We start from the raw sequence: 17,004 nt of genomic DNA on the forward strand, positions 1-17,004 counted from the left end.
TTGTCGCTGGGGCTTGTGTCGTGGGTTGGATGATCGGCCCAGCCGAGCAGCCACACGCCGTGGAAGCGCATTCGCTCATAAATAACTCCTTCAAATCTATACAACTTCCATTACAAACCCTATAGTTACTATAGAGTCAAGTGAAATAAAGGAGATTGATGCATGGAAATCAGAATTGGCGACCTCGCCAAGCGCTCTGGATGCGAGGTTGTGACCATCCGCTACTACGAGAAGGAAGGGCTACTGCCGAAGCCAGCGCGAAGCGGTGGCAACTTCCGGCTGTACGGTGAGGCGCACATTGAGCGCTTGCAATTCATCCGTCATTGCCGTTCGCTCGACATGACGTTGAGCGAGATTCGCGCATTGCTGGGTCTGCGAGACAACCCGATGCAGGACTGTGGGGAGGTCAACACGCTGCTGGAGGCCCATATTCAACAGGTGGAAATGCGTGTGTCCGCGCTGTTGCAGTTAAAGCGGCACTTGGTTGATTTGCGCGAGAAGTGTTCTGGCTCTCGATCTGTAGAGGCGTGCGGCATTTTGCAAGGGTTGGGCAATTGCAATTGCCATGGTGAAAGTGCCACGAAAAGTCAAACATCTGGGTAAGTAAGGGCTTAGCGTGCTTTATTTTCCGTTTTCTGAGGCGACCCCATTAACGGCCAATCGAAACGGCCGCCAATTCAACGCCAGCCAGCGCTGCATCTGACGGCAGGCTTCACCCAGCACCCACGCGCCGATTTTGGGCATCAGCCCGGACGATTCGGCCAGTGGCAGGAACGCGCCCGGCGGCAGCAGGCCAAGGCTCGGGTGCCGCCAGCGCAGCAGCGCTTCCGCGCTGGCAATTCGGCCGCGGCGCAGATCGACGATGGGCTGGTAGTGCAGCTCAAGCTGCCGATGCTCGGCCGCCTGGGCCAGTTGCGCCGCCGTCCAGCCATCCGGCTCGGTAGCGCTCATGATCTTCCCTTGAACGCCCGCATCGCCCGCGCCAGGGACAGGACGAACAAGCCGGTCAGGCCGAACGCCGCAATGCCCCAATACTTGCCGAGGAACGCACCGGCGGTGGTGCCGGCAAGAACGATGGCGAGCACCGGCAGGTGGCAGGGACAGGTCAGCGCGGCGAGCAGGCCCCACAGGTAGCCGGCGACCGGCTTGCGCGCCTCGGGGGAAACGCGCTCCGGGCTGTTCATGCCGAGATCTCCGACGTGCTGTGCGCCAATTCGGTCAACTGCGTTTCCAGGTTCGTCAGCGCTTGGCGTCGGCGCTCGACGAGGTGGCACAGGTCGGCAAGATGCGCCGACGCTTCATCGCCGTCTGCGGTGTCCAGCGCCCGGCACAGCCGCGTCAGCAGGTCGAGGCCGATGCCGGCCTCCAGGGCGGCTCGCACGAAGCACAGCCGCTGCAAGGCGGCCGCGTCGAACACCCCGTAGCCGCCGGCGGTGCGCGCCACCGGCCGCAGCAGCCCACGCACCTTGTAATCGCGCACGACATGTACGCTCACACCGGCCTCATGGGCCAGACGCGATACCGTGTAGGCGTTCATCGACCACCTCCTGTTCCTCACCCGGCGCAGCAGGACAGCTGCTTCACGTCCTTGTTGAACGTCTGCGCCGCGAGCTTCAACCCTTCGACCATCGTCAGGTACGGGAACAACTGGTCGGCCAGTTCCTGCACCGTCATGCGATTGCGGATCGCGAGCACTGCGGTCTGGATCAGTTCGCCCGCTTCGGGCGCCACCGCCTGTACACCGATGAGCCGTCCGCTACCTTCCTCGATGACCAGCTTGATGAAGCCGCGCGTGTCGAAGTTGGCGAGCGCGCGCGGTACGTTGTCGAGCGTGAGCGTACGGCTGTCAGTCTCGATGCCGTCGTGGTGCGCTTTCGCCTCGCTGTAGCCCACCGTCGCCACTTGCGGATCGGTGAACACCACGGCTGGCATCGCGCTCAGATCCAGCGCCGCGTCACCGCCGGTCATGTTGATCGCGGCACGGGTGCCCGCCGCGGCCGCCACATAGACGAACTGCGGCTGGTCGGTGCAGTCGCCGGCGGCGTAAATGTGCGGGTTACTCGTGCGCATGCCCTTGTCGATGACGATGGCGCCCTGCGCGTTGATCGTGACGCCCGCCGCTTCGAGGTTCAGGCCGCGTGTGTTCGGTGTGCGGCCGGTGGCGACCAGCAGCTTGTCGGCGGCAACGATGCCGTGCCCAGTGGTCAGCACGAATTCCCCGGCGGCATAAGCGACGTGGCTCGCCTGGGTATGCTCCTGCACCTCGATGCCCTCGGCACGGAAGGCGGCGGTGACGGCCTCGCCGATCGCCGGGTCCTCGCGAAAGAACAGCGTGCTGCGCGCCAGGATCGTCACCCGGCTCCCGAGCCGGGCGAAGGCTTGCGCCAGTTCGACGGCTACCACCGACGAGCCGATGACGGCGAGCCGCTGCGGGATCGTGTCGCTTTCCAGCGCCTCGGTGGACGTCCAGTAGGGCGTGTCCTTCAGTCCGGGGATCGGCGGCACGGCCGCACTGGCGCCGGTGGCGATCAGGCAGCGGTCAAAGGCCACCTCGCGCTCGCCACCGTCGGTCAGGCGCACCGTGAGGTGGTGGCCGTCCCTGAAGCGCGCTTCGCCGCGCAGCATGGTAATGGCGGTGTTGCCGTCCAGGATGTTTTCGTATTTGGCGTGGCGCAGCTCATCGACCCGCGCCTGCTGCTGGGCCAGCAGCCGCTCGCGCAGGATCGCCGGCGGTGCCGCGGCGATCCCGCCGTCAAACGGGCTTTCTCGCCGCAGGTGGGCAATGTGCGCGGCGCGGATCATGATCTTGGACGGCACGCAGCCCACATTGACACAGGTGCCGCCGAGGGTGCCGCGCTCGATCAACGTGACCCGCGCGCCTTGCTCGACGGCCTTCAGCGCCGCCGCCATCGCGGCACCGCCGCTGCCGATGACAGCGATATGCAAACCACCCCCATCGCCGCCCGCCTTGTCGCCACTGCCCAGCCACTCGCGCATCTTGCCGAGCAACCCGCTTCCCATCGCGGCGGGCGGCGCATCGGCGAGCGCGGCCCGGTAGCCAGCTGCTGCGACTGCCGAGACGAGCATCGTCGGATCAAGCGCCGGCTCCCCGCTCACACGGGCCAAGGCGTCAGGGTAGGACACCTCCGCCTTATGAACACCGGGCACGGTGAGAAGCGCCTTCTCGACGTGGTTTGCGCAGGAATCGCAAGTCATCCCGGTAACATGCAGAACACGGCTATTCATTTCATATCCCCTTCTTCTGGTTTTCTCCGACTCCAACAGCGCAGCAAGCGGCTTCCGCCCGCCGGCGACGCAGCGCGTAGATCGTGATGCCGACAAAAACGACGAGGGCCGGGATCAGCACGTAATCGAGCCACCCGACCCAGGCGGACAGACCCAGGACGCCGAGCGCAATCACGAGCACGGGGGTCGCGCAGCATATGGCGGCGATCACCGAACCGGTGATGCCGGTCTTGAGCAAGGTCCGGTTATCCAGGGATCACCTCTTGAGCTCGGACGGATAGCCGGCATCGGCGGTGGCCTTGGTCAGGGCCTGCACGCTGGTCTTGGCATCGTCGAAGGTGACGACGGCCTCGAGCTTCTCGAAGCTCACCGCAGTCTTGCTCACGCCTTCGACCTTGGAGAGCGCCTTCTTGACCGTGATCGGGCAGGCGGCGCAAGTCATGCCGGGCACCGACAGCGTGACAGTCTGCGTGGCGGCCCACACCGGGGCAGCAACGGCGACGAGGACGAGGGAGGCAAACAGCTTTTTCATGGCGAACTCCTGATCAGTAGAAAAATGGCACGACGAAGGGAAAGGCGAGCGCGACCAGAACCAGCGCGGCCACGATCCAGAAAATGAGCTTGTAGCTGCCGCGCACCTGTGGAACTGCGCAGACCTCCCCCGGCTTGCAGGCTTGCACCGGGTGGAAGATGCGCCGGTAAGCAAAGAACAGCGCCACCAGCGCCGTGCCGATGAAGATCGGGCGGTATGGCTCCAGCACCGTCAGGTTGCCGATCCAGGCGCCGGAAAAGCCAAGCGCGACCAACACGAGGGGGCCGAGGCAGCAGGTCGAGGCGAGGATGGCCGCGACACCTCCGGTGGCCAGCGCGCCACGACCGGTCTTGGGTTCTGACATAAAGCTTCTCCTTCTGGGTCTTCGCTTGATGTTGTAACGTTACTGCCGTAGTCAACTACGGAGTCAAGCGGGATGGAGAACGGTCTGAAGAACCTGACCATCGGCGCCTTCGGTAAGGCGGCCGGGGTCAATGTGGAGACGATCCGGTTCTATCAGCACAAGGGCTTGCTGCCCGAACCGGCGCGGCCCTATGGCAGCATCCGCCGCTACGGCAAGGCGGATGTAGCCCGGGTGAAGTTCGTGAAATCGGCCCAGCGCTTGGGCTTCAGCCTGGATGAGATCGCCGAGCTGCTGCGGCTGGAGGATGGCACCCACTGCGACGAAGCCAGCCGCCTGGCCGAGCACAAGCTCCAGGACGTGCGCGCCAAGCTGGCCGACCTGGCGCGCATGGAGGTCGTGCTGTCCCAACTCGTGTGCGCCTGCCATGCACGCCAGGGAAATGTTTCGTGTCCGCTGATTGCGTCGTTGCAAGGCGAAACGAGCCTCGCCACGTCGGCAGGGGACCGGCTTGGGCGAGCTATGCCTTAGCGTACGATTTGTTCCGTTTCGTGAGCTGCCCCCGTGATGACCTTGTGGCGAATCTTGCCCTCGGGTGAGCGCAGCGCACAGTCGAGCTTGGCCTTGGCTACGTCGATACCCAGATGAAACAACTCCATGCAAAACCTCGTGAGATCAACCTTGTGAATGCGGGCTGCCGGCCAAGCCGGGCCAAAGATACTGTTCGATCGGAACGTGAGGGTGAGCAGGTGCTGCAAAATCTACAGAACGGGCGATAAGCCCAAGGAGGGATGCGGCATCCACCTGCTCGTCCCGAGGTGCCCCTCGGAAGACAAAGACAATACAAGGAGGGGTCTTCTGACCCCGACAGCAGCGTGGATCGAAGCCGGCGGCCCGCATCGGCCCTGTCGCGGCCAAGGCCGCTCCCACAGGGATCGTGCCCAATCCGTGGTCGGAGCCGGGATTTTGTAGGAGGGGTCCTCTGACCCCGACAGCGGCCGGTATTCAAGCCTGCGGACCGCATCAGCCCCGTCGCGGCCAAGGCCGCGCCTGCAAAACGCGCTTCAGTGGTTGGCGAACATCAGACCCGCATGTTCGCGCATGGCGTGGAACTTGATCTTTTCCCACTTCTCTTCGGCCACCTTGAGCTCGGCGCGCATGGTGGCGAGGAAGGCCGGTGCGTTCACCGCGTCATAGGCGATGCGGTGGGCGTTGGCGTCGATGAAGCGCTTCAGTTCACGCTCGTCGTCGCAGGTGACCCAGCGTGCCATCGTGTAGCGCGTGCCTTCGAGGCGGGCGTCGCAGCCGTACTCGGTCTTCAGGCGGTGGATCACCACCTCGAACTGCAGCTGACCGACCGCGCCCAGCAGCAGCGTACCGCCCGCCAGCGGGCGGAAAACCTGGATGGCACCTTCTTCACCCAGTTGCTCAAGACCTGCACGCAACTGCTTGGTTTTCAATGGATCCTTGACTTCAACGCCTTGGAACAATTCCGGTGCGAAGAAGGGCAGGCCGGTGAATTGCAGCGTTTCGCCCTCGGTCAGCGTGTCGCCGAGCTGCAGCGTGCCGTGGTTCGGGATGCCGATGATGTCGCCGGCGTAGGCCTCTTCCAGCAGTTCGCGCCGCTGCGACAGGAAGGTGACCACGTTGTTCGGCCGGATGTCCTTGCCGTTGCGGCTCACCTTCATGCGCATGCCGCGCTCGAAGTGGCCGGAGCAGACGCGCAGGAAGGCGACGCGGTCGCGGTGCGACGGGTCCATATTCGCCTGGATCTTGAACACGACGCCGGTGAACTTCTCTTCGGTCGGCTCGACCCGGCGCTGGATGGCCGGACGGCCGCCCGGCGGTGGCGCGAGGTCGACCAAGGCGTCCAGCACTTCCTTGACGCCGAAGTTGTTGATCGCCGAACCGAAGAACACCGGTGTCTGCCGGCCGGCCAGGAATTCGGCTTCGTCGAAGGGCGGTGCGGCTTCGCGCACGAGGTCGATCTCGGCGTGCGCGGTGTCGAACTGCATCGGGTAGCGACCGACGATCTCGGGGTTGTCGAGACCGAGCAGCACTTCCTCGTCGCCGGAAATGCGGTCCTCGCCAGCGCGGAACACGCGCATGCGGTCTTCGCGCATTTCATACACGCCGGCGAAATCCTTGCCCATGCCCAGCGGCCAGGTGAAGGGCGCGACGTCCATGCCCAGCGTGCGCTCGAGTTCGTCGATCAGGTCGAGCGGCGCGCGCACCTCGCGGTCCATCTTGTTGATGAAGGTGATGATGGGCGTGTTGCGCGCGCGGCAGACCTCGAGCAGGCGCAATGTCTGCGCTTCGACACCGTTGGCGGCGTCGATCACCATCAGCGCGGCATCGACCGCGGTCAGCACGCGGTAGGTGTCTTCCGAGAAGTCCTTGTGGCCCGGCGTGTCGAGCAGGTTCACGACGCAGTCGCGGTACTCCATCTGCATCACCGAGCTGGCGACCGAAATGCCGCGCTGCTTCTCGATTTCCATCCAGTCGGAGGTGGCGTGACGGGCGGCCTTGCGCGCCTTCACGCTGCCGGCGATCTGGATCGCGCCTGCGAACAGCAGCAGCTTTTCGGTCAGCGTGGTCTTGCCCGCGTCCGGGTGGGAAATGATGGCAAAGGTGCGCCGGCGGGCGACTTCTTTTTCAAGCGACATGAGCGTTCTTCAGCAAATGAAAACGGCCGCGCGAGGCGCGGCCGCGAAAACAGGATGACGTGTCAGTGCAGGTGAGCGGGCGGCTGGTCCGACGATTCGGGCAGTTCGGCGTGTACCGGCTGGCCGTCGGGGTCCGGATACATCGGCGCGCCGCAGTCGTCGCAGTACTCCATGGGCATCCGGTGGTCGAGCACCAGCGTGTCGGTCAGACCGCATTCGCGCAGCACGCCTTCGATCTCGCCAACGGTGTCGGTTTCCTCGTCCTCGGCACCGAGCAGCGCCCACACGACGCCGTGCACCACGTCGCTGGAGTCGGAGGTGGTGAAGGCGACGCGGTACTCCTCGAGCTGCTTGTCGTAGAAGGGCGCGATGATGGCGCGCAGGCCGCTCGCCGGCACCGCCAGCGTCTGTTCGAGGAAGGCGACCGAGGCGCGCAGCGAGTACGCGCGCGACGCGCGATCGGCTTCACGGCAGGCCGAGTGGTAGGCGTTGGGCGGCAGCAGTTCGAAGGCACAGCCCTGCATCAGCGTGCCGATGACGGCGCCACCCTGGGCCTGCCACTGTTTCACCACGTGTTCGCGCTGGCCGTCGTCCTCCTGCCAGCGGAACAGCGCCTGACCGCGCGGCACGATGGCGATGCCGATCAGGTAGCGGGTGTCCGACAGGAAGGTGGTGGTCTGCGCCATCGCTTCCGCCTCCAGCTTCAGATCATTCCCGGCGAGCACGGCTTCGCCGAGGTCGTCGGCCAGGTCGCGCGTTTCGACATAGCCGCGCGGCAGCTGGTCCGGGCTGAACAGATAGTCGGCCAGCGCAACCTTGGTGTGGGTGCCGAAAGCGTGCGCGCACAGCTGAACCTTGAGGCTGGCCAGCAGCGGCGCGGCAATCGGCCCGGCCGGGATCGAGAAGCGCGACCAGGCGAGCAGGGGGGCTGCGAACACGACGGCGTCCCAGTCCTTGTTGGCGTCGCCCGGCAGACCGCATTCGCTGCCCGCTTCGATGAAATCGGCCAGTTCGTCATAGGCCGGCGCGTCCTCGCGCCACAGGTGGTCGAGCGCGGCGTTCAGCGCGTCTTCGTTGCGGTCGGCCAGCAGCCGGCTCACCTGTTCGGTCAGCCGCACTTCCCAGTAGCGGTCTTCGATGCGGCTGGCGGACAGCGCCAGGCCGGTGGCCAGCCGGGTGAGCAGGGCGGCGTCCTGGGTGAGGCCGCCGCGGCGGGCGAATCGGGTGCGTTTCATGTAAAGGTCCGGTGACTGAGGCGCGATTCTACCAAGGGCCGGCGCAGGCGCCGCGGATATCAGCCGCCGAACAGCAGGCGCTCGGCAGCCGCGAGGTCGTACTCGACCCCGGCTTCGACCAGCGAGTAGCCGCTCAGCCCATCGGCGCGCGCGCGCCAGTCCGGCTGCCGCAGCAGCGTGGACAGCGACTGCACGGTGTCGCGCGAGGCGGGCGCGTCGCGCATCGCCAGGAAGTACATCTCTTCGAACAGCGGGATGAAGTCCAGTCCGAGGCGATGGGCGAAGGCTTCCAGCCCGAGTCCGGCATCGGCTTCGTCGCTGGCGATCAGCGCCGCCACCGCGGCGTGCGTGTGTTCTTCATCGCCCTCGTTCAGCGCGCGCGTGTCCAGCCCGGCGCGGCGCGCCAGCAGATCGAAGGCGAGTCGCGTGCCGGCGCCCGGCTGGCGATGCACGAAGCGCAGGTCGGTGCGTGACAGGTCGGCCAGCCCGCTCACCTTCTTCGGATTGCCGCGCGCCAGGATGAGGCCTTGCCGACGGCGGGCGAAACCGATCAGGCGCAGCCGCGGCAGACCGTGCTGTGCGCGGTAGAGCGCCCAGATGTCGCGTCCCAGTTCGCCGACCGGGCAATGGAAGCCGGCGATCTCGCAGCGGCGGGCGGCCAGCGCGAGCAGCGATTCGAGGCTGCCGTGCGTGGCCAGCGTCACTGTGGCGGCATCGGTCCGTTCGCTGCGCAACTGACGGATGAGGTCGTTCAGCAGCGGTTCGTGACTGGCGGCGAAACGCAGTGCCGCGCCGCCGTGTTCAGCCGGCTGCAGCGACAGCGCGCGCATCGGCTGGCTGGCGCCGTCGAGCGCACGCGCCAGCGACTGACGGGCACCGCGATCGACCTCCAGCAACTGGCGGGCGAAGGCTTCGAGCGTCGAACCATGCGCCCGCGCGGTGGTGATCAGGGGTTGGCCAAAGTAGGCCTGCCAGGCATTGATGAGCCCCCAGGCGTTGCGATACGACAGGCCGGTCGCGCGCGCCGCACCGGCGATCGAACCGCTGACTTCGATGGCCGTCAGCAGCGCCAGCAGGCGACCAATGCCCACCGGTGCGTCGGGGCCGAAATCCCACTCGACCCGCAAGCTTGGATTGCTTTTTGCAAATTCAGACATATAGGACGCGCGGCTTCAGTGCGATAGCTTCCCGCATCTTATGTGTTTTCCGATGCCGATTGATGCCATTCCCTTCTGCGACGCCCTTTCGTTGCGTCGCAGCGCGCCCGTCCGGAGCCGCGCAGACATCCGTACCGGACGAGGCCGTCGCGTGACGAACTGGATGTCCACTTCCGGACTGCGCCCGCGTGCTGGTGTGGTCGTCGCAGCCCTGTGTTCGCTGTCGTCGCTTGCCGCGGTGGCGCAGGACGAGGCCTGTGCCGACGCGCCGCGCGTGGTCGCTGACCTGAAATTGGCCTGGACCGCAGCCGGCCTGTCGGTCGACGCGGGCCACAACGTCGCTTCGGCGCCGGTAATCACGCCCGCCCGGCGCGTGGCTGCGCGCCTGCGGCCGGAGAGCGAGGTCGCGCTGCGGGCACCGGGTCGGCGCCCCGCTGGCCACGCCGGCATCCTCGATTTCACCGTACCGTCGGCCGGCATCTATCGCGTCATGAGCAGCGAGCGCGCCTGGATCGAGGTGCTGTCGCCGGATGGACTGCCGCTGCCTGTCTACATGCGCCCGCTGCGCTGCCTGCGCGGCGAAGGGGTACAGAAGGAACTGATCTACCGGCTTGAAGCCGGCCTGCGCTACACGCTCGAAGTCAGCGCCGTGGCCGGGCCGGCGCTCGACCTGCTGATCATCGCGGAGCCGACGCGATGAGCACGATGAGCGAAAGCTTCGCCACCGCAGGTCGCCTGATCGTCGCCGCCGACCCCAATCTGCTGCACATCGTCGCGCTGAGCCTGCAGGTCAGCCTGACCGCCGTCTTCCTCGCCGCCTGTCTGGGACTGCCGATAGGTGCTGCGGTGGCGGTCGGCCGCTTCCCGGGGCGCAAGCCGCTGACCGTCATCCTGAACGGCCTGATGGGTCTGCCGCCGGTGGTGATCGGTCTGCTGGTCTATCTGCTGCTGTCGCGCGCCGGCCCGCTGGGCTCCCTCGGCCTGCTGTTCACGCCGACGGCGATGGTGATCGCTCAGGTCGTCCTGATCACGCCCATCATCGCCGCGCTGTCGCGGCAGATCGTCGCCGACGCCTGGCGCGACTACGAAGAACAGCTGCGCTCGCTCGGCGCATCGACCCCGCGCGCCGCGCTGACGCTGCTGGTCGATACACGCTTCTCGCTGTCCACCGCGGTGCTGGCCGGCCTCGGCCGCGCGGTGGCGGAGGTCGGCGCGGTGATGATCGTCGGCGGCAATATCGACGGCGTCACCCGCGTCATGACCACCAGCATCGCGCTCGAAACCAGCAAGGGCGACCTGCCGCTGGCGCTGGCGCTGGGTTTCATCCTCATTTCCATCGTGCTGATACTGAATGCGCTGGCGCACGCGGTACGCGAATGGGCGGTGCGACGCCATGGCTGACGTACTGCTCACGCTGGACGCGCTGCGCTACGAGGCGGGCGACCGCGCGCTCATCCGCGACGTGTCGCTGCGCATCGAAGCAGGGCGCCGCACGCTGATACTCGGTCCGAACGGCGCGGGAAAGAGCGTGCTGATGCGCCTGATGCACGGCCTGATCGAACCGACCGCCGGCCGCATCCTGTGGAACGGCGGCAGCGGCACGCCGGTGCAGGCCATGGTGTTCCAGCGCCCGGTCATGCTCCGTCGCAGCGTGCTCGACAACGTGACTTACGCGCTCTACCTCGCTGGCGTGCCGGCGGCGGAACGCCGCACGCGCGCGCTTGACGTGCTGGAACGCGTCGGCCTCGCCGCACTGGCCGACCGCCCGGCGCGCGTGCTGTCCGGCGGCGAGCAGCAGCGCGTGGCGCTCGCCCGCGCGTGGGCACTGCGACCGCGCGTGCTCTTCCTCGACGAGCCGACCGCCAGCCTCGACCCGGGCGCCGCGGCCGAAGTGGAACGCATCATCCGCGTCATCGCCGACGACGGCTGTTCCATCGTCATGGTCACCCACCACCTCGGCCAGGCCCGTCGCCTGGCCGACGACATCGTATTCGTCGACACCGGCCGCATCACCGAACACACGCCGGTGGCCGACTTCTTCGCCGCACCGCGCTCGGCCGAGGCCGGGCAATACCTCAGAGGAGAGCTTTCATGGACCTGATCCGCCGTTCCTTCATCGCCACCGCCGCGGCGGCCGCGATTACGCTGGCCGCGCCCTTTGTGCACGCCGCCGACCGTTTCATCACGGTGTCGTCCACCACCTCGACCGAGCAGTCGGGTCTGTTCAAGCACCTGCTGCCCATCTTCCAGGCGAAGACAGGCATCGAGGTGCGCGTCGTCGCGCTCGGCACCGGCCAGGCGCTGGACATGGCGCGCCGCGGCGACGCCGACGTGGTGTTCGTGCATGACAAGGTGGCGGAGGAGAAATTCATCGCCGAGGGCTACGGCGTGAAGCGCCAGGAGGTCATGTACAACGACTTCATCCTGGTCGGCCCGAAGTCGGACCCGGCCAAGGTGGCGGGCGGCAAGGACATCACCGAAGCGCTGAAGGCCATCCAGGCCGCACAGGCGCCCTTCGTGTCGCGTGGCGACAAGAGCGGCACGCACGCCGCCGAACTGCGTCTTTGGAAAGCGGCCGGCGTCGATCTCGACGCGAGCAAGGGCGCCTGGTACCGCGACACCGGCTCCGGCATGGGTCCGGCGCTGAACACCGCGGCGTCGATGAACGCCTACATCCTGGCCGACCGCGGCACCTGGCTGTCGTTCAAGAACCGCGCCGACCTGACCATTTCGGTCGAAGGTGACAAGCGCCTGTTCAACCAGTACGGCGTCATCCTGGTCAATCCGGACAAGCACCCGCACGTGAAGAAGGCCGACGGCCAGGCCTTCATCGACTGGGTGGTGTCGGCCGACGGTCAGAAGGCGATCGCCGACTACAAGATCGACGGTCAGCAACTGTTCTTCCCGAACGCGGCCAAGTGAACATGCGTACGCTCATCGTGGCGACCTGCACCGCGCTGCTGGCCGGTGCGGCGCAGGCCGACGGGGCGTCGGTGCATGCCGCCGGCAGCCTGAAGGCGGTATTCACGCAGCTCGGCAAGCTGTATGCGGAGCAGGGCGGGGCGGCGCCCCGCTTCGAATTCGGCCCGAGCGGCGTGCTGCGCGAGAAGATCGCCGCCGGGGCCACTGCCGACGTGTTCGCTTCGGCCAACATGACGCATCCGCAGACCTTCGTCGATGCCGGCAAGGCAGCCAAGGTCGAGCGCTTCGCGCGCAACGAACTGTGCCTGCTGGTGCGGCCGGGCCTGACGGTGACGCCGGCGAACGCGCTCGACGCGATGGTCAGCCGCGATCTGAAGCTGGGCGCGTCGACGCCCAAGGCCGATCCGGCCGGTGACTATGCAGTCCAGATGTTCCAGCGCGCCGATGCGCTGCGACCGGGCATCGGTCGCGCGCTGGCAGCGCGTGGGCGACAGCTTACCGGCGCGGCCAATTCGGCGAAGCCGCCGGAAGGTCGCAACGTCTATGCGTGGGTGGTCGAAAGCGGGCAGGCGGATCTGTTCGTCACCTACTGCACCAACTCGCGACTGGCTCGCCGCGAGGTGCCGGCGCTGCAGGAGGTCGCGCTGCCGTCCGATCTCGCGGTCGGCGCCGACTACGGTCTGGTCGTGCTGTCGGCGCCCGGCAGCGAAGGCGAGCGCTTCGCTCAATTTCTGCTGTCGGAACCGGCACGCAAGGTCCTCGCGGCCGACGGCTTCGCGCTGCCCTGAGGTTCAGCGTGGCATCCAGCCCAGGCCGGCGACTGTATCGCCGGCCGGGATGTATTCCGCGCTGACCCAGCCGGTGTAGCCGATGCGGTCCAGCCAGTCGAACAGGAAGCGGTAGTTGATCTCGCCGCTGCCCGGTTCGTGACGCCCCGGGTTGTCGGCGATCTGTACGTGGCCGATACGCGGCAGCTCGCGCTGCAAGCTGCGGGCGAGGTCGCCCTCCATGATCTGCATGTGATAGACGTCGTACTGCAGCTTCACATTGGGCTCGCCGACGCGTTCGATCAACGCCAGCGTGTCGGCCGAGCGGTTCAGCAGAAAGCCCGGCATGTCGCGGTCGTTGATCGGCTCGACCAGCAGTTCGATGTTTTCCCGCGCCAGTGCACGCGCCGCGAAACGCAGATTCCGTTCCATCACCGCCAGCAGTTCGGCGCGCTCGACACCGGCCGGCGCAATGCCGGCCAGGCAGTTGATGCGCCGGCAGCCGAGTGTACGGGCGTAGTCGATGGCGCGACCGACGCCATCCTCGAATTCAGCAACGCGGTCGGGCAGGCAGGCGATGCCGCGTTCACCCGCGGCCCAGTCACCGGGCGGCAGATTGAACAGCACCTGCTCCAGCCCGTGACGACGCACTTCCTCGGCCAGCACGGCAGCCGGTTCGGCGTACGGGAAATGGCATTCGACGCCGCGAAAGCCGGCGCGCGCCGCGGCGGCCCAGCGCTCGACAAAGGGGTGTTCGGTGAACAGCAGTGACAGGTTGGCGCAGAAGCGGGGCATGTGACGGGATCTCCGGCGGGGCACCGATTCTAAATCGGGTCGGTGCGTGCGTTGCCGGGAGCAGGGGAGTATCGTCCCTGCTTTCGCGGTTTTCGTCGTTCTGTCACAGATGTCCCCCTCCCTGAATACCGGCACTTTCGCCCGCGCGCTCGCCGAGAACGTCGCGGCCCACGATTTCTGTTTCCTGCCGTCGGCGCAGGTACGCGACGCACTGTCCAGCCTGCGTTCCGGCTGGCGCGCCGACTGGGACGTGTTTGCCGCCAGCTGGGGCGATCTGGAAACCGATACCTATATGGCGGACGGTGGCCGCTACCGTCGTCGCCGTTACGCGGTACTCAGTGCGCCGGCCGACGGGCTGCGCATCCAGTTCGAACCGCATCAGCCGCATTACCAGAGCCTGGACTACAACACGCTGAATGGTGGCGTCGAGCGCCACTTCGAGCCGATACGGCCGCAGGTGCTCGGCGGCTCGACCATGCAGACGGTGGCGCAGTTCGGGCTGGCGGTGTTCCAGCGCCTGCACCCCGGTCACGACGCGCACATCGAGGTGCATCAGTTCCGCATCGAGGCGCGCGCCGAGGGCGAGGGCAAGCCGACACCGGAAGGCGTGCATCGTGATGGCGTCGATTTCGTGCTGGTCATGATGGTGCGGCGGGAGAACGTCGAGAGCGGCACCACGGAAATCTTCTCGCCGGAAGGCAAGCGCCTCGACAGCTTCACGCTGACGGCGCCCTGCGATGCAGCGCTGGTGAATGACCAGCGCGCACTGCACGGCGTGACGCCCATCCATCCGCTCGATCCGTCGAAGCCGGCTTGGCGCGATGTGCTGGTCGTGACCTACCGCCGGCGTCCGCCGGCGCAAGGCTGAGTGTGTCGGACCTGAACGATCCACGCGTCTTTTTCGCCGCCGAGCGCACCTTGCTCGCGTGGTCGCGCACCGCGCTGGCGCTGATGGCCTTCGGATTCGCGATCGAGCGCTTTGCGCTGTTCGTCGCGATGCTGGGCAATCAGAAGACGCTTGCCGGCGCGCCGCACGGCCTGTCGTTCTGGATAGGCGTGGCGCTGATCGCACTGGGCTCGATTTCAGTGACGCTGGCGGTCGTGCAGTACCGGCGCGTGCTGGCGACCTTGAAACCGGTGGAAATTCCCGACGGCTACATGAGCGGTCTGGCGTCGTGGACTTCGCTTGCGGTCGCGGCAATCGGCGTTGCGCTGATCGCACACCTGTTCACTTCAGCTTGAATTTTTGCTTTTCGGCGTCAGAAGAGCGGGTAGCGAATCGTTTCTGTTCAAGATGTTGAGAGCGAAGTCTTATGCCTCGATGTAAGTTCTGAAAACAGTAATCCCTTGTATGCACACTGCATCTTGACAGCGGCATAGCTTTCGTGCGGGGTCACCGCGGCCACCACCACGGCCGCCGCCGCGATCCTCGCCAGCCGTTCCCACATGCGCCGCCCTTCGGGCGTCTTGGCCCGCGCTGCCGCGCACTCTGCCATGACTTCCGGCTTCCCGAGCATTTCCGCAAGCCGCGCGGCCGTGTCCTCTGCCGGCGCGTCGTCGCCCTTCCGCCATTTGCTGACCGCCTGCGGCGTTACTTCCAGCTTCCTTGCGATGTCGCTGTCATTCTTGGCGATTCCGCGCTCTTTCGCCTCGTCCAGATATATGCGAATGGGTTTCATGCTCTCGGCTCCGTGAACCTGTTAACGCCCCGAGGATAAATGTTCAACCGCTGCTTGACAAAACATTCAACCGCTGCTTGAATACAAAACATCAACCGGCGGTTGAAACCCCCGCCTAGTAACTACGGGGGTAATTCAGAGTGACCAAGGGGAAACAGATGCGGACCGTTCAGGAACTTCTTGAAGTGCAGCTTCAGCAGGCGCGCAGGAATGCTCAGGTTGCCCGCGCGGCTCTTGCGGACCCGGCCCTTCGTTCTGGCCGTAGCAAGTTCCGCAAGATGCTGAACGATAACGTCCAGCTTGAAAACGCCACCGCCGCCGAACTCTCGAAGTTCGTCAATCTGAAATGAGCGCCATCGTCGATTACCTGTCGGTGACCTTCCGCCCGACAGGCGACCCCCGCGCCTTCCTGCAATCCATTCTCGGGCTTTTCCTTGGTGACGCGCTCGCCGGCTCCGTACAGGACACCGGCCACGGCCGTTTCGGTTATGCGCACTGCCTTGAGATTCCCGGCCTCGGGCTGTGCATGTACGGCGGCAACGCCGGCACCGTCCATATTTCGCTGACTGGCACCGGCTGCGCTGCCGTCCGCGATTGGGACCTGATCGCGGACACCATCGAAGATCAGGCCGCGAAGATTACGCGGATAGACCTCGCGCACGATGATTTCGAGGGCACGCACCCGGTTCAGTGGTGCCGCGACCAGTATCACGATGGCGGCTTCAATCCTGCACGCGGACCGGCGCCGAAGCCGCGGTACATCAGCGACGAAGGCACAGGCGACGGCTCGACTTTCTACGTCGGCACCCGCGCCGGCTTCCAGCTTCGCGCCTATGAGAAAGGCAAGCAACTGGGCGACCCGTCGTCACCATGGGTCCGCTATGAAGGCGAATGGCACGCGGACAACCACCGCGAACTGACTGCCGACATGATCCGCCATCCCGGTGAATACCTCGCCGGCAAGTATCCGTGTCTGGCTTGGATCAACCCCGCCGAGCAGTCCGCCGTCCGCACGGTGATCGCCATCGGCAAAGCCACCGTCGAAAAGACCCTCGACCACGCCCGCAAGCAAGCGGGCAGGGCGCTGCACATGGCGTTGCGCCTTACCGGTGGCGACCTTGGCGCCGTCTTCGAATGGCTGCACGTGCCCGAACTTCCCAAACGATGCCGCGCGCTACTCGCCGCCGTCGATCTTTCTGACACAGACAGACCGCCAGCCTTCTGGCGTCACGCACATCCGTCCGACAGGGCGGCTTTCCACGAGGCGCTACGCGCGCCGCTACTCGCATAGGTGATTCATGAAAAGCCCGTTCCAAATCCCGTTTCAGCTTATCAACGTCCGTCATCTCAACGGCAAAAAGGATACGACAAAGACGTATTCCATCATCGGCGGAATCGTCACGCTTCCCGATGGCACCCAGGGTTTCGCCGAACTGTTCGCCGAAGGCAAGCACGTCTATCAACCCGGCGTCTATCAGGTCGAGCTGAAAGTTTCCATTGACATGAACCGGCGTCTGGAACTGCGCTTTGACGCGCTCCATCCCGCGAACGTGAAACCCGCCGCAGCCGCCTGACCATGGAACACCTCGGTCTTTTCCTCGGCTTTGTCTCCGGTCTGTCGGTTGGCCTCGGCCTCGGCTTCTG

Annotated in this window: 24 protein-coding genes; 12 read left to right on the plus strand and 12 right to left on the minus strand. The window is 65.9% G+C overall.

Annotation, left to right across the window (positions count from 1 at the left end; genetic code table 11):
* The first annotated feature begins 162 nt into the window (after positions 1 to 162).
* Positions 163 to 603 (plus strand): Cd(II)/Pb(II)-responsive transcriptional regulator, encoded by a 441-nt coding sequence (gene cadR, locus WJU27_RS05065; RefSeq protein ID WP_008063281.1) that lies wholly within the window; start codon positions 163 to 165, stop codon positions 601 to 603.
* Positions 604 to 621: 18 nt separating this feature from the next.
* Here the strand turns inward: cadR and WJU27_RS05070 are convergent, their stop codons facing one another.
* From WJU27_RS05070 to merT, 7 genes are read right to left on the minus strand one after another with little or no spacing between them, the layout of a single operon-like run.
* Complete coding sequence (locus tag WJU27_RS05070) at positions 622 to 951, minus strand: EAL domain-containing protein (RefSeq protein WP_008063282.1); 330 nt, start codon at positions 949 to 951, stop codon at positions 622 to 624.
* Positions 948 to 1,184, minus strand: coding sequence for a broad-spectrum mercury transporter MerE (gene merE / locus WJU27_RS05075; protein ID WP_008063283.1), 237 nt, complete (start codon positions 1,182 to 1,184; stop codon positions 948 to 950). Before merE ends, WJU27_RS05070 begins: the two co-directional genes overlap by 4 nt.
* Positions 1,181 to 1,537 carry a mercury resistance co-regulator MerD gene (merD, locus tag WJU27_RS05080; RefSeq protein WP_008063284.1) on the minus strand — a complete coding sequence of 119 codons (357 nt, stop codon included), beginning with the start codon at positions 1,535 to 1,537 and terminating at the stop codon, positions 1,181 to 1,183. The genes merE and merD overlap by 4 nt, the downstream gene beginning before the upstream one ends.
* A gap of 17 nt (positions 1,538 to 1,554) precedes the next feature.
* Positions 1,555 to 3,246, minus strand: coding sequence for a mercury(II) reductase (gene merA, locus WJU27_RS05085; protein ID WP_008063285.1), 1,692 nt, complete (start codon positions 3,244 to 3,246; stop codon positions 1,555 to 1,557).
* A gap of 1 nt (position 3,247) precedes the next feature.
* Positions 3,248 to 3,484, minus strand: coding sequence for a mercury resistance system transport protein MerF (gene merF, locus WJU27_RS05090; protein ID WP_008063286.1), 237 nt, complete (start codon positions 3,482 to 3,484; stop codon positions 3,248 to 3,250).
* An 18-nt stretch (positions 3,485 to 3,502) separates the two neighbouring features.
* Positions 3,503 to 3,778: a mercury resistance system periplasmic binding protein MerP gene (gene merP / locus WJU27_RS05095; protein WP_008063288.1), complete on the minus strand. Its 276-nt coding sequence runs from the start codon at positions 3,776 to 3,778 to the stop codon at positions 3,503 to 3,505.
* A gap of 13 nt (positions 3,779 to 3,791) precedes the next feature.
* Positions 3,792 to 4,142: a mercuric ion transporter MerT gene (gene merT, locus WJU27_RS05100; protein WP_008063289.1), complete on the minus strand. Its 351-nt coding sequence runs from the start codon at positions 4,140 to 4,142 to the stop codon at positions 3,792 to 3,794.
* A 72-nt stretch (positions 4,143 to 4,214) separates the two neighbouring features.
* Between merT and merR the strand changes: the two genes are divergently transcribed.
* Positions 4,215 to 4,670 (plus strand): Hg(II)-responsive transcriptional regulator, encoded by a 456-nt coding sequence (merR, locus tag WJU27_RS05105; RefSeq protein ID WP_008063290.1) that lies wholly within the window; start codon positions 4,215 to 4,217, stop codon positions 4,668 to 4,670.
* Between the two features lie 533 nt (positions 4,671 to 5,203).
* Here the strand turns inward: merR and WJU27_RS05110 are convergent.
* The 3 genes from WJU27_RS05110 to WJU27_RS05120 all read right to left on the minus strand — a co-directional run bounded on the left by WJU27_RS05110 (position 5,204) and on the right by WJU27_RS05120 (position 9,167).
* Complete coding sequence (locus tag WJU27_RS05110; RefSeq protein WP_341421326.1) at positions 5,204 to 6,805, minus strand: peptide chain release factor 3; 1,602 nt, start codon at positions 6,803 to 6,805, stop codon at positions 5,204 to 5,206.
* A 62-nt stretch (positions 6,806 to 6,867) separates the two neighbouring features.
* Positions 6,868 to 8,040 (minus strand): DUF2863 family protein, encoded by a 1,173-nt coding sequence (locus tag WJU27_RS05115; protein WP_020164640.1) that lies wholly within the window; start codon positions 8,038 to 8,040, stop codon positions 6,868 to 6,870.
* Between the two features lie 59 nt (positions 8,041 to 8,099).
* Complete coding sequence (locus tag WJU27_RS05120) at positions 8,100 to 9,167, minus strand: substrate-binding domain-containing protein (RefSeq protein ID WP_341421327.1); 1,068 nt, start codon at positions 9,165 to 9,167, stop codon at positions 8,100 to 8,102.
* A gap of 193 nt (positions 9,168 to 9,360) precedes the next feature.
* Between WJU27_RS05120 and WJU27_RS05125 the strand changes: the two genes are divergently transcribed.
* The 5 genes from WJU27_RS05125 to WJU27_RS05145 are packed head-to-tail and all read left to right on the plus strand — an operon-like array spanning position 9,361 to position 12,907.
* Positions 9,361 to 9,897: a hypothetical protein gene (locus WJU27_RS05125; protein WP_043364154.1), complete on the plus strand. Its 537-nt coding sequence runs from the start codon at positions 9,361 to 9,363 to the stop codon at positions 9,895 to 9,897.
* Positions 9,894 to 10,598 carry an ABC transporter permease gene (locus WJU27_RS05130; RefSeq protein ID WP_020164637.1) on the plus strand — a complete coding sequence of 235 codons (705 nt, stop codon included), beginning with the start codon at positions 9,894 to 9,896 and terminating at the stop codon, positions 10,596 to 10,598. Before WJU27_RS05125 ends, WJU27_RS05130 begins: the two co-directional genes overlap by 4 nt.
* The gene (locus tag WJU27_RS05135) at positions 10,591 to 11,298 is read left to right on the plus strand and encodes an energy-coupling factor ABC transporter ATP-binding protein (RefSeq protein WP_020164636.1); all 708 of its coding nucleotides are present in this window, start codon (positions 10,591 to 10,593) and stop codon (positions 11,296 to 11,298) included. Before WJU27_RS05130 ends, WJU27_RS05135 begins: the two co-directional genes overlap by 8 nt.
* Positions 11,289 to 12,119: an extracellular solute-binding protein gene (locus tag WJU27_RS05140; protein WP_020164635.1), complete on the plus strand. Its 831-nt coding sequence runs from the start codon at positions 11,289 to 11,291 to the stop codon at positions 12,117 to 12,119. Before WJU27_RS05135 ends, WJU27_RS05140 begins: the two co-directional genes overlap by 10 nt.
* A gap of 2 nt (positions 12,120 to 12,121) precedes the next feature.
* A complete protein-coding gene (locus WJU27_RS05145) occupies positions 12,122 to 12,907 on the plus strand; it encodes a molybdate ABC transporter substrate-binding protein (RefSeq protein ID WP_341421328.1) in 786 nt (261 codons plus the stop codon).
* 3 nt (positions 12,908 to 12,910) lie between these two features.
* On the opposite strand, the gene hyi is transcribed toward WJU27_RS05145, so the two are convergent.
* Positions 12,911 to 13,681 (minus strand): hydroxypyruvate isomerase, encoded by a 771-nt coding sequence (hyi, locus tag WJU27_RS05150; RefSeq protein ID WP_341421329.1) that lies wholly within the window; start codon positions 13,679 to 13,681, stop codon positions 12,911 to 12,913.
* 109 nt (positions 13,682 to 13,790) lie between these two features.
* Here hyi and WJU27_RS05155 point away from each other — a divergent pair, with 109 nt between their 5' ends.
* Positions 13,791 to 14,549, plus strand: a complete 759-nt coding sequence (locus WJU27_RS05155; protein ID WP_341421330.1) for a 2OG-Fe dioxygenase family protein — start codon at positions 13,791 to 13,793, stop codon at positions 14,547 to 14,549.
* A gap of 2 nt (positions 14,550 to 14,551) precedes the next feature.
* Positions 14,552 to 14,923, plus strand: a complete 372-nt coding sequence (locus WJU27_RS05160; protein ID WP_341421331.1) for a YidH family protein — start codon at positions 14,552 to 14,554, stop codon at positions 14,921 to 14,923.
* A 47-nt stretch (positions 14,924 to 14,970) separates the two neighbouring features.
* On the opposite strand, the gene WJU27_RS05165 is transcribed toward WJU27_RS05160, so the two are convergent.
* Positions 14,971 to 15,360: a DUF3693 domain-containing protein gene (locus WJU27_RS05165; protein ID WP_341421332.1), complete on the minus strand. Its 390-nt coding sequence runs from the start codon at positions 15,358 to 15,360 to the stop codon at positions 14,971 to 14,973.
* Between the two features lie 158 nt (positions 15,361 to 15,518).
* Here WJU27_RS05165 and WJU27_RS05170 point away from each other — a divergent pair, with 158 nt between their 5' ends.
* From WJU27_RS05170 to WJU27_RS05180, 3 genes are read left to right on the plus strand one after another with little or no spacing between them, the layout of a single operon-like run.
* Entirely contained in the window at positions 15,519 to 15,710 is a 192-nt protein-coding gene (locus WJU27_RS05170; RefSeq protein ID WP_341421333.1) for a hypothetical protein, read from the plus strand.
* Positions 15,707 to 16,651: a replication initiation factor domain-containing protein gene (locus tag WJU27_RS05175; RefSeq protein WP_341421334.1), complete on the plus strand. Its 945-nt coding sequence runs from the start codon at positions 15,707 to 15,709 to the stop codon at positions 16,649 to 16,651. The genes WJU27_RS05170 and WJU27_RS05175 overlap by 4 nt, the downstream gene beginning before the upstream one ends.
* 7 nt (positions 16,652 to 16,658) lie before the next feature.
* The gene (locus tag WJU27_RS05180; RefSeq protein WP_341421335.1) at positions 16,659 to 16,934 is read left to right on the plus strand and encodes a hypothetical protein; all 276 of its coding nucleotides are present in this window, start codon (positions 16,659 to 16,661) and stop codon (positions 16,932 to 16,934) included.
* The last annotated feature ends 70 nt before the right edge of the window (positions 16,935 to 17,004 follow it).

Origin of the sequence: Methyloversatilis sp. NSM2, assembly GCF_038066675.1 — a bacterium.
GTDB classification, from domain to species: Bacteria; Pseudomonadota; Gammaproteobacteria; order Burkholderiales; family Rhodocyclaceae; genus Methyloversatilis; species Methyloversatilis discipulorum_A.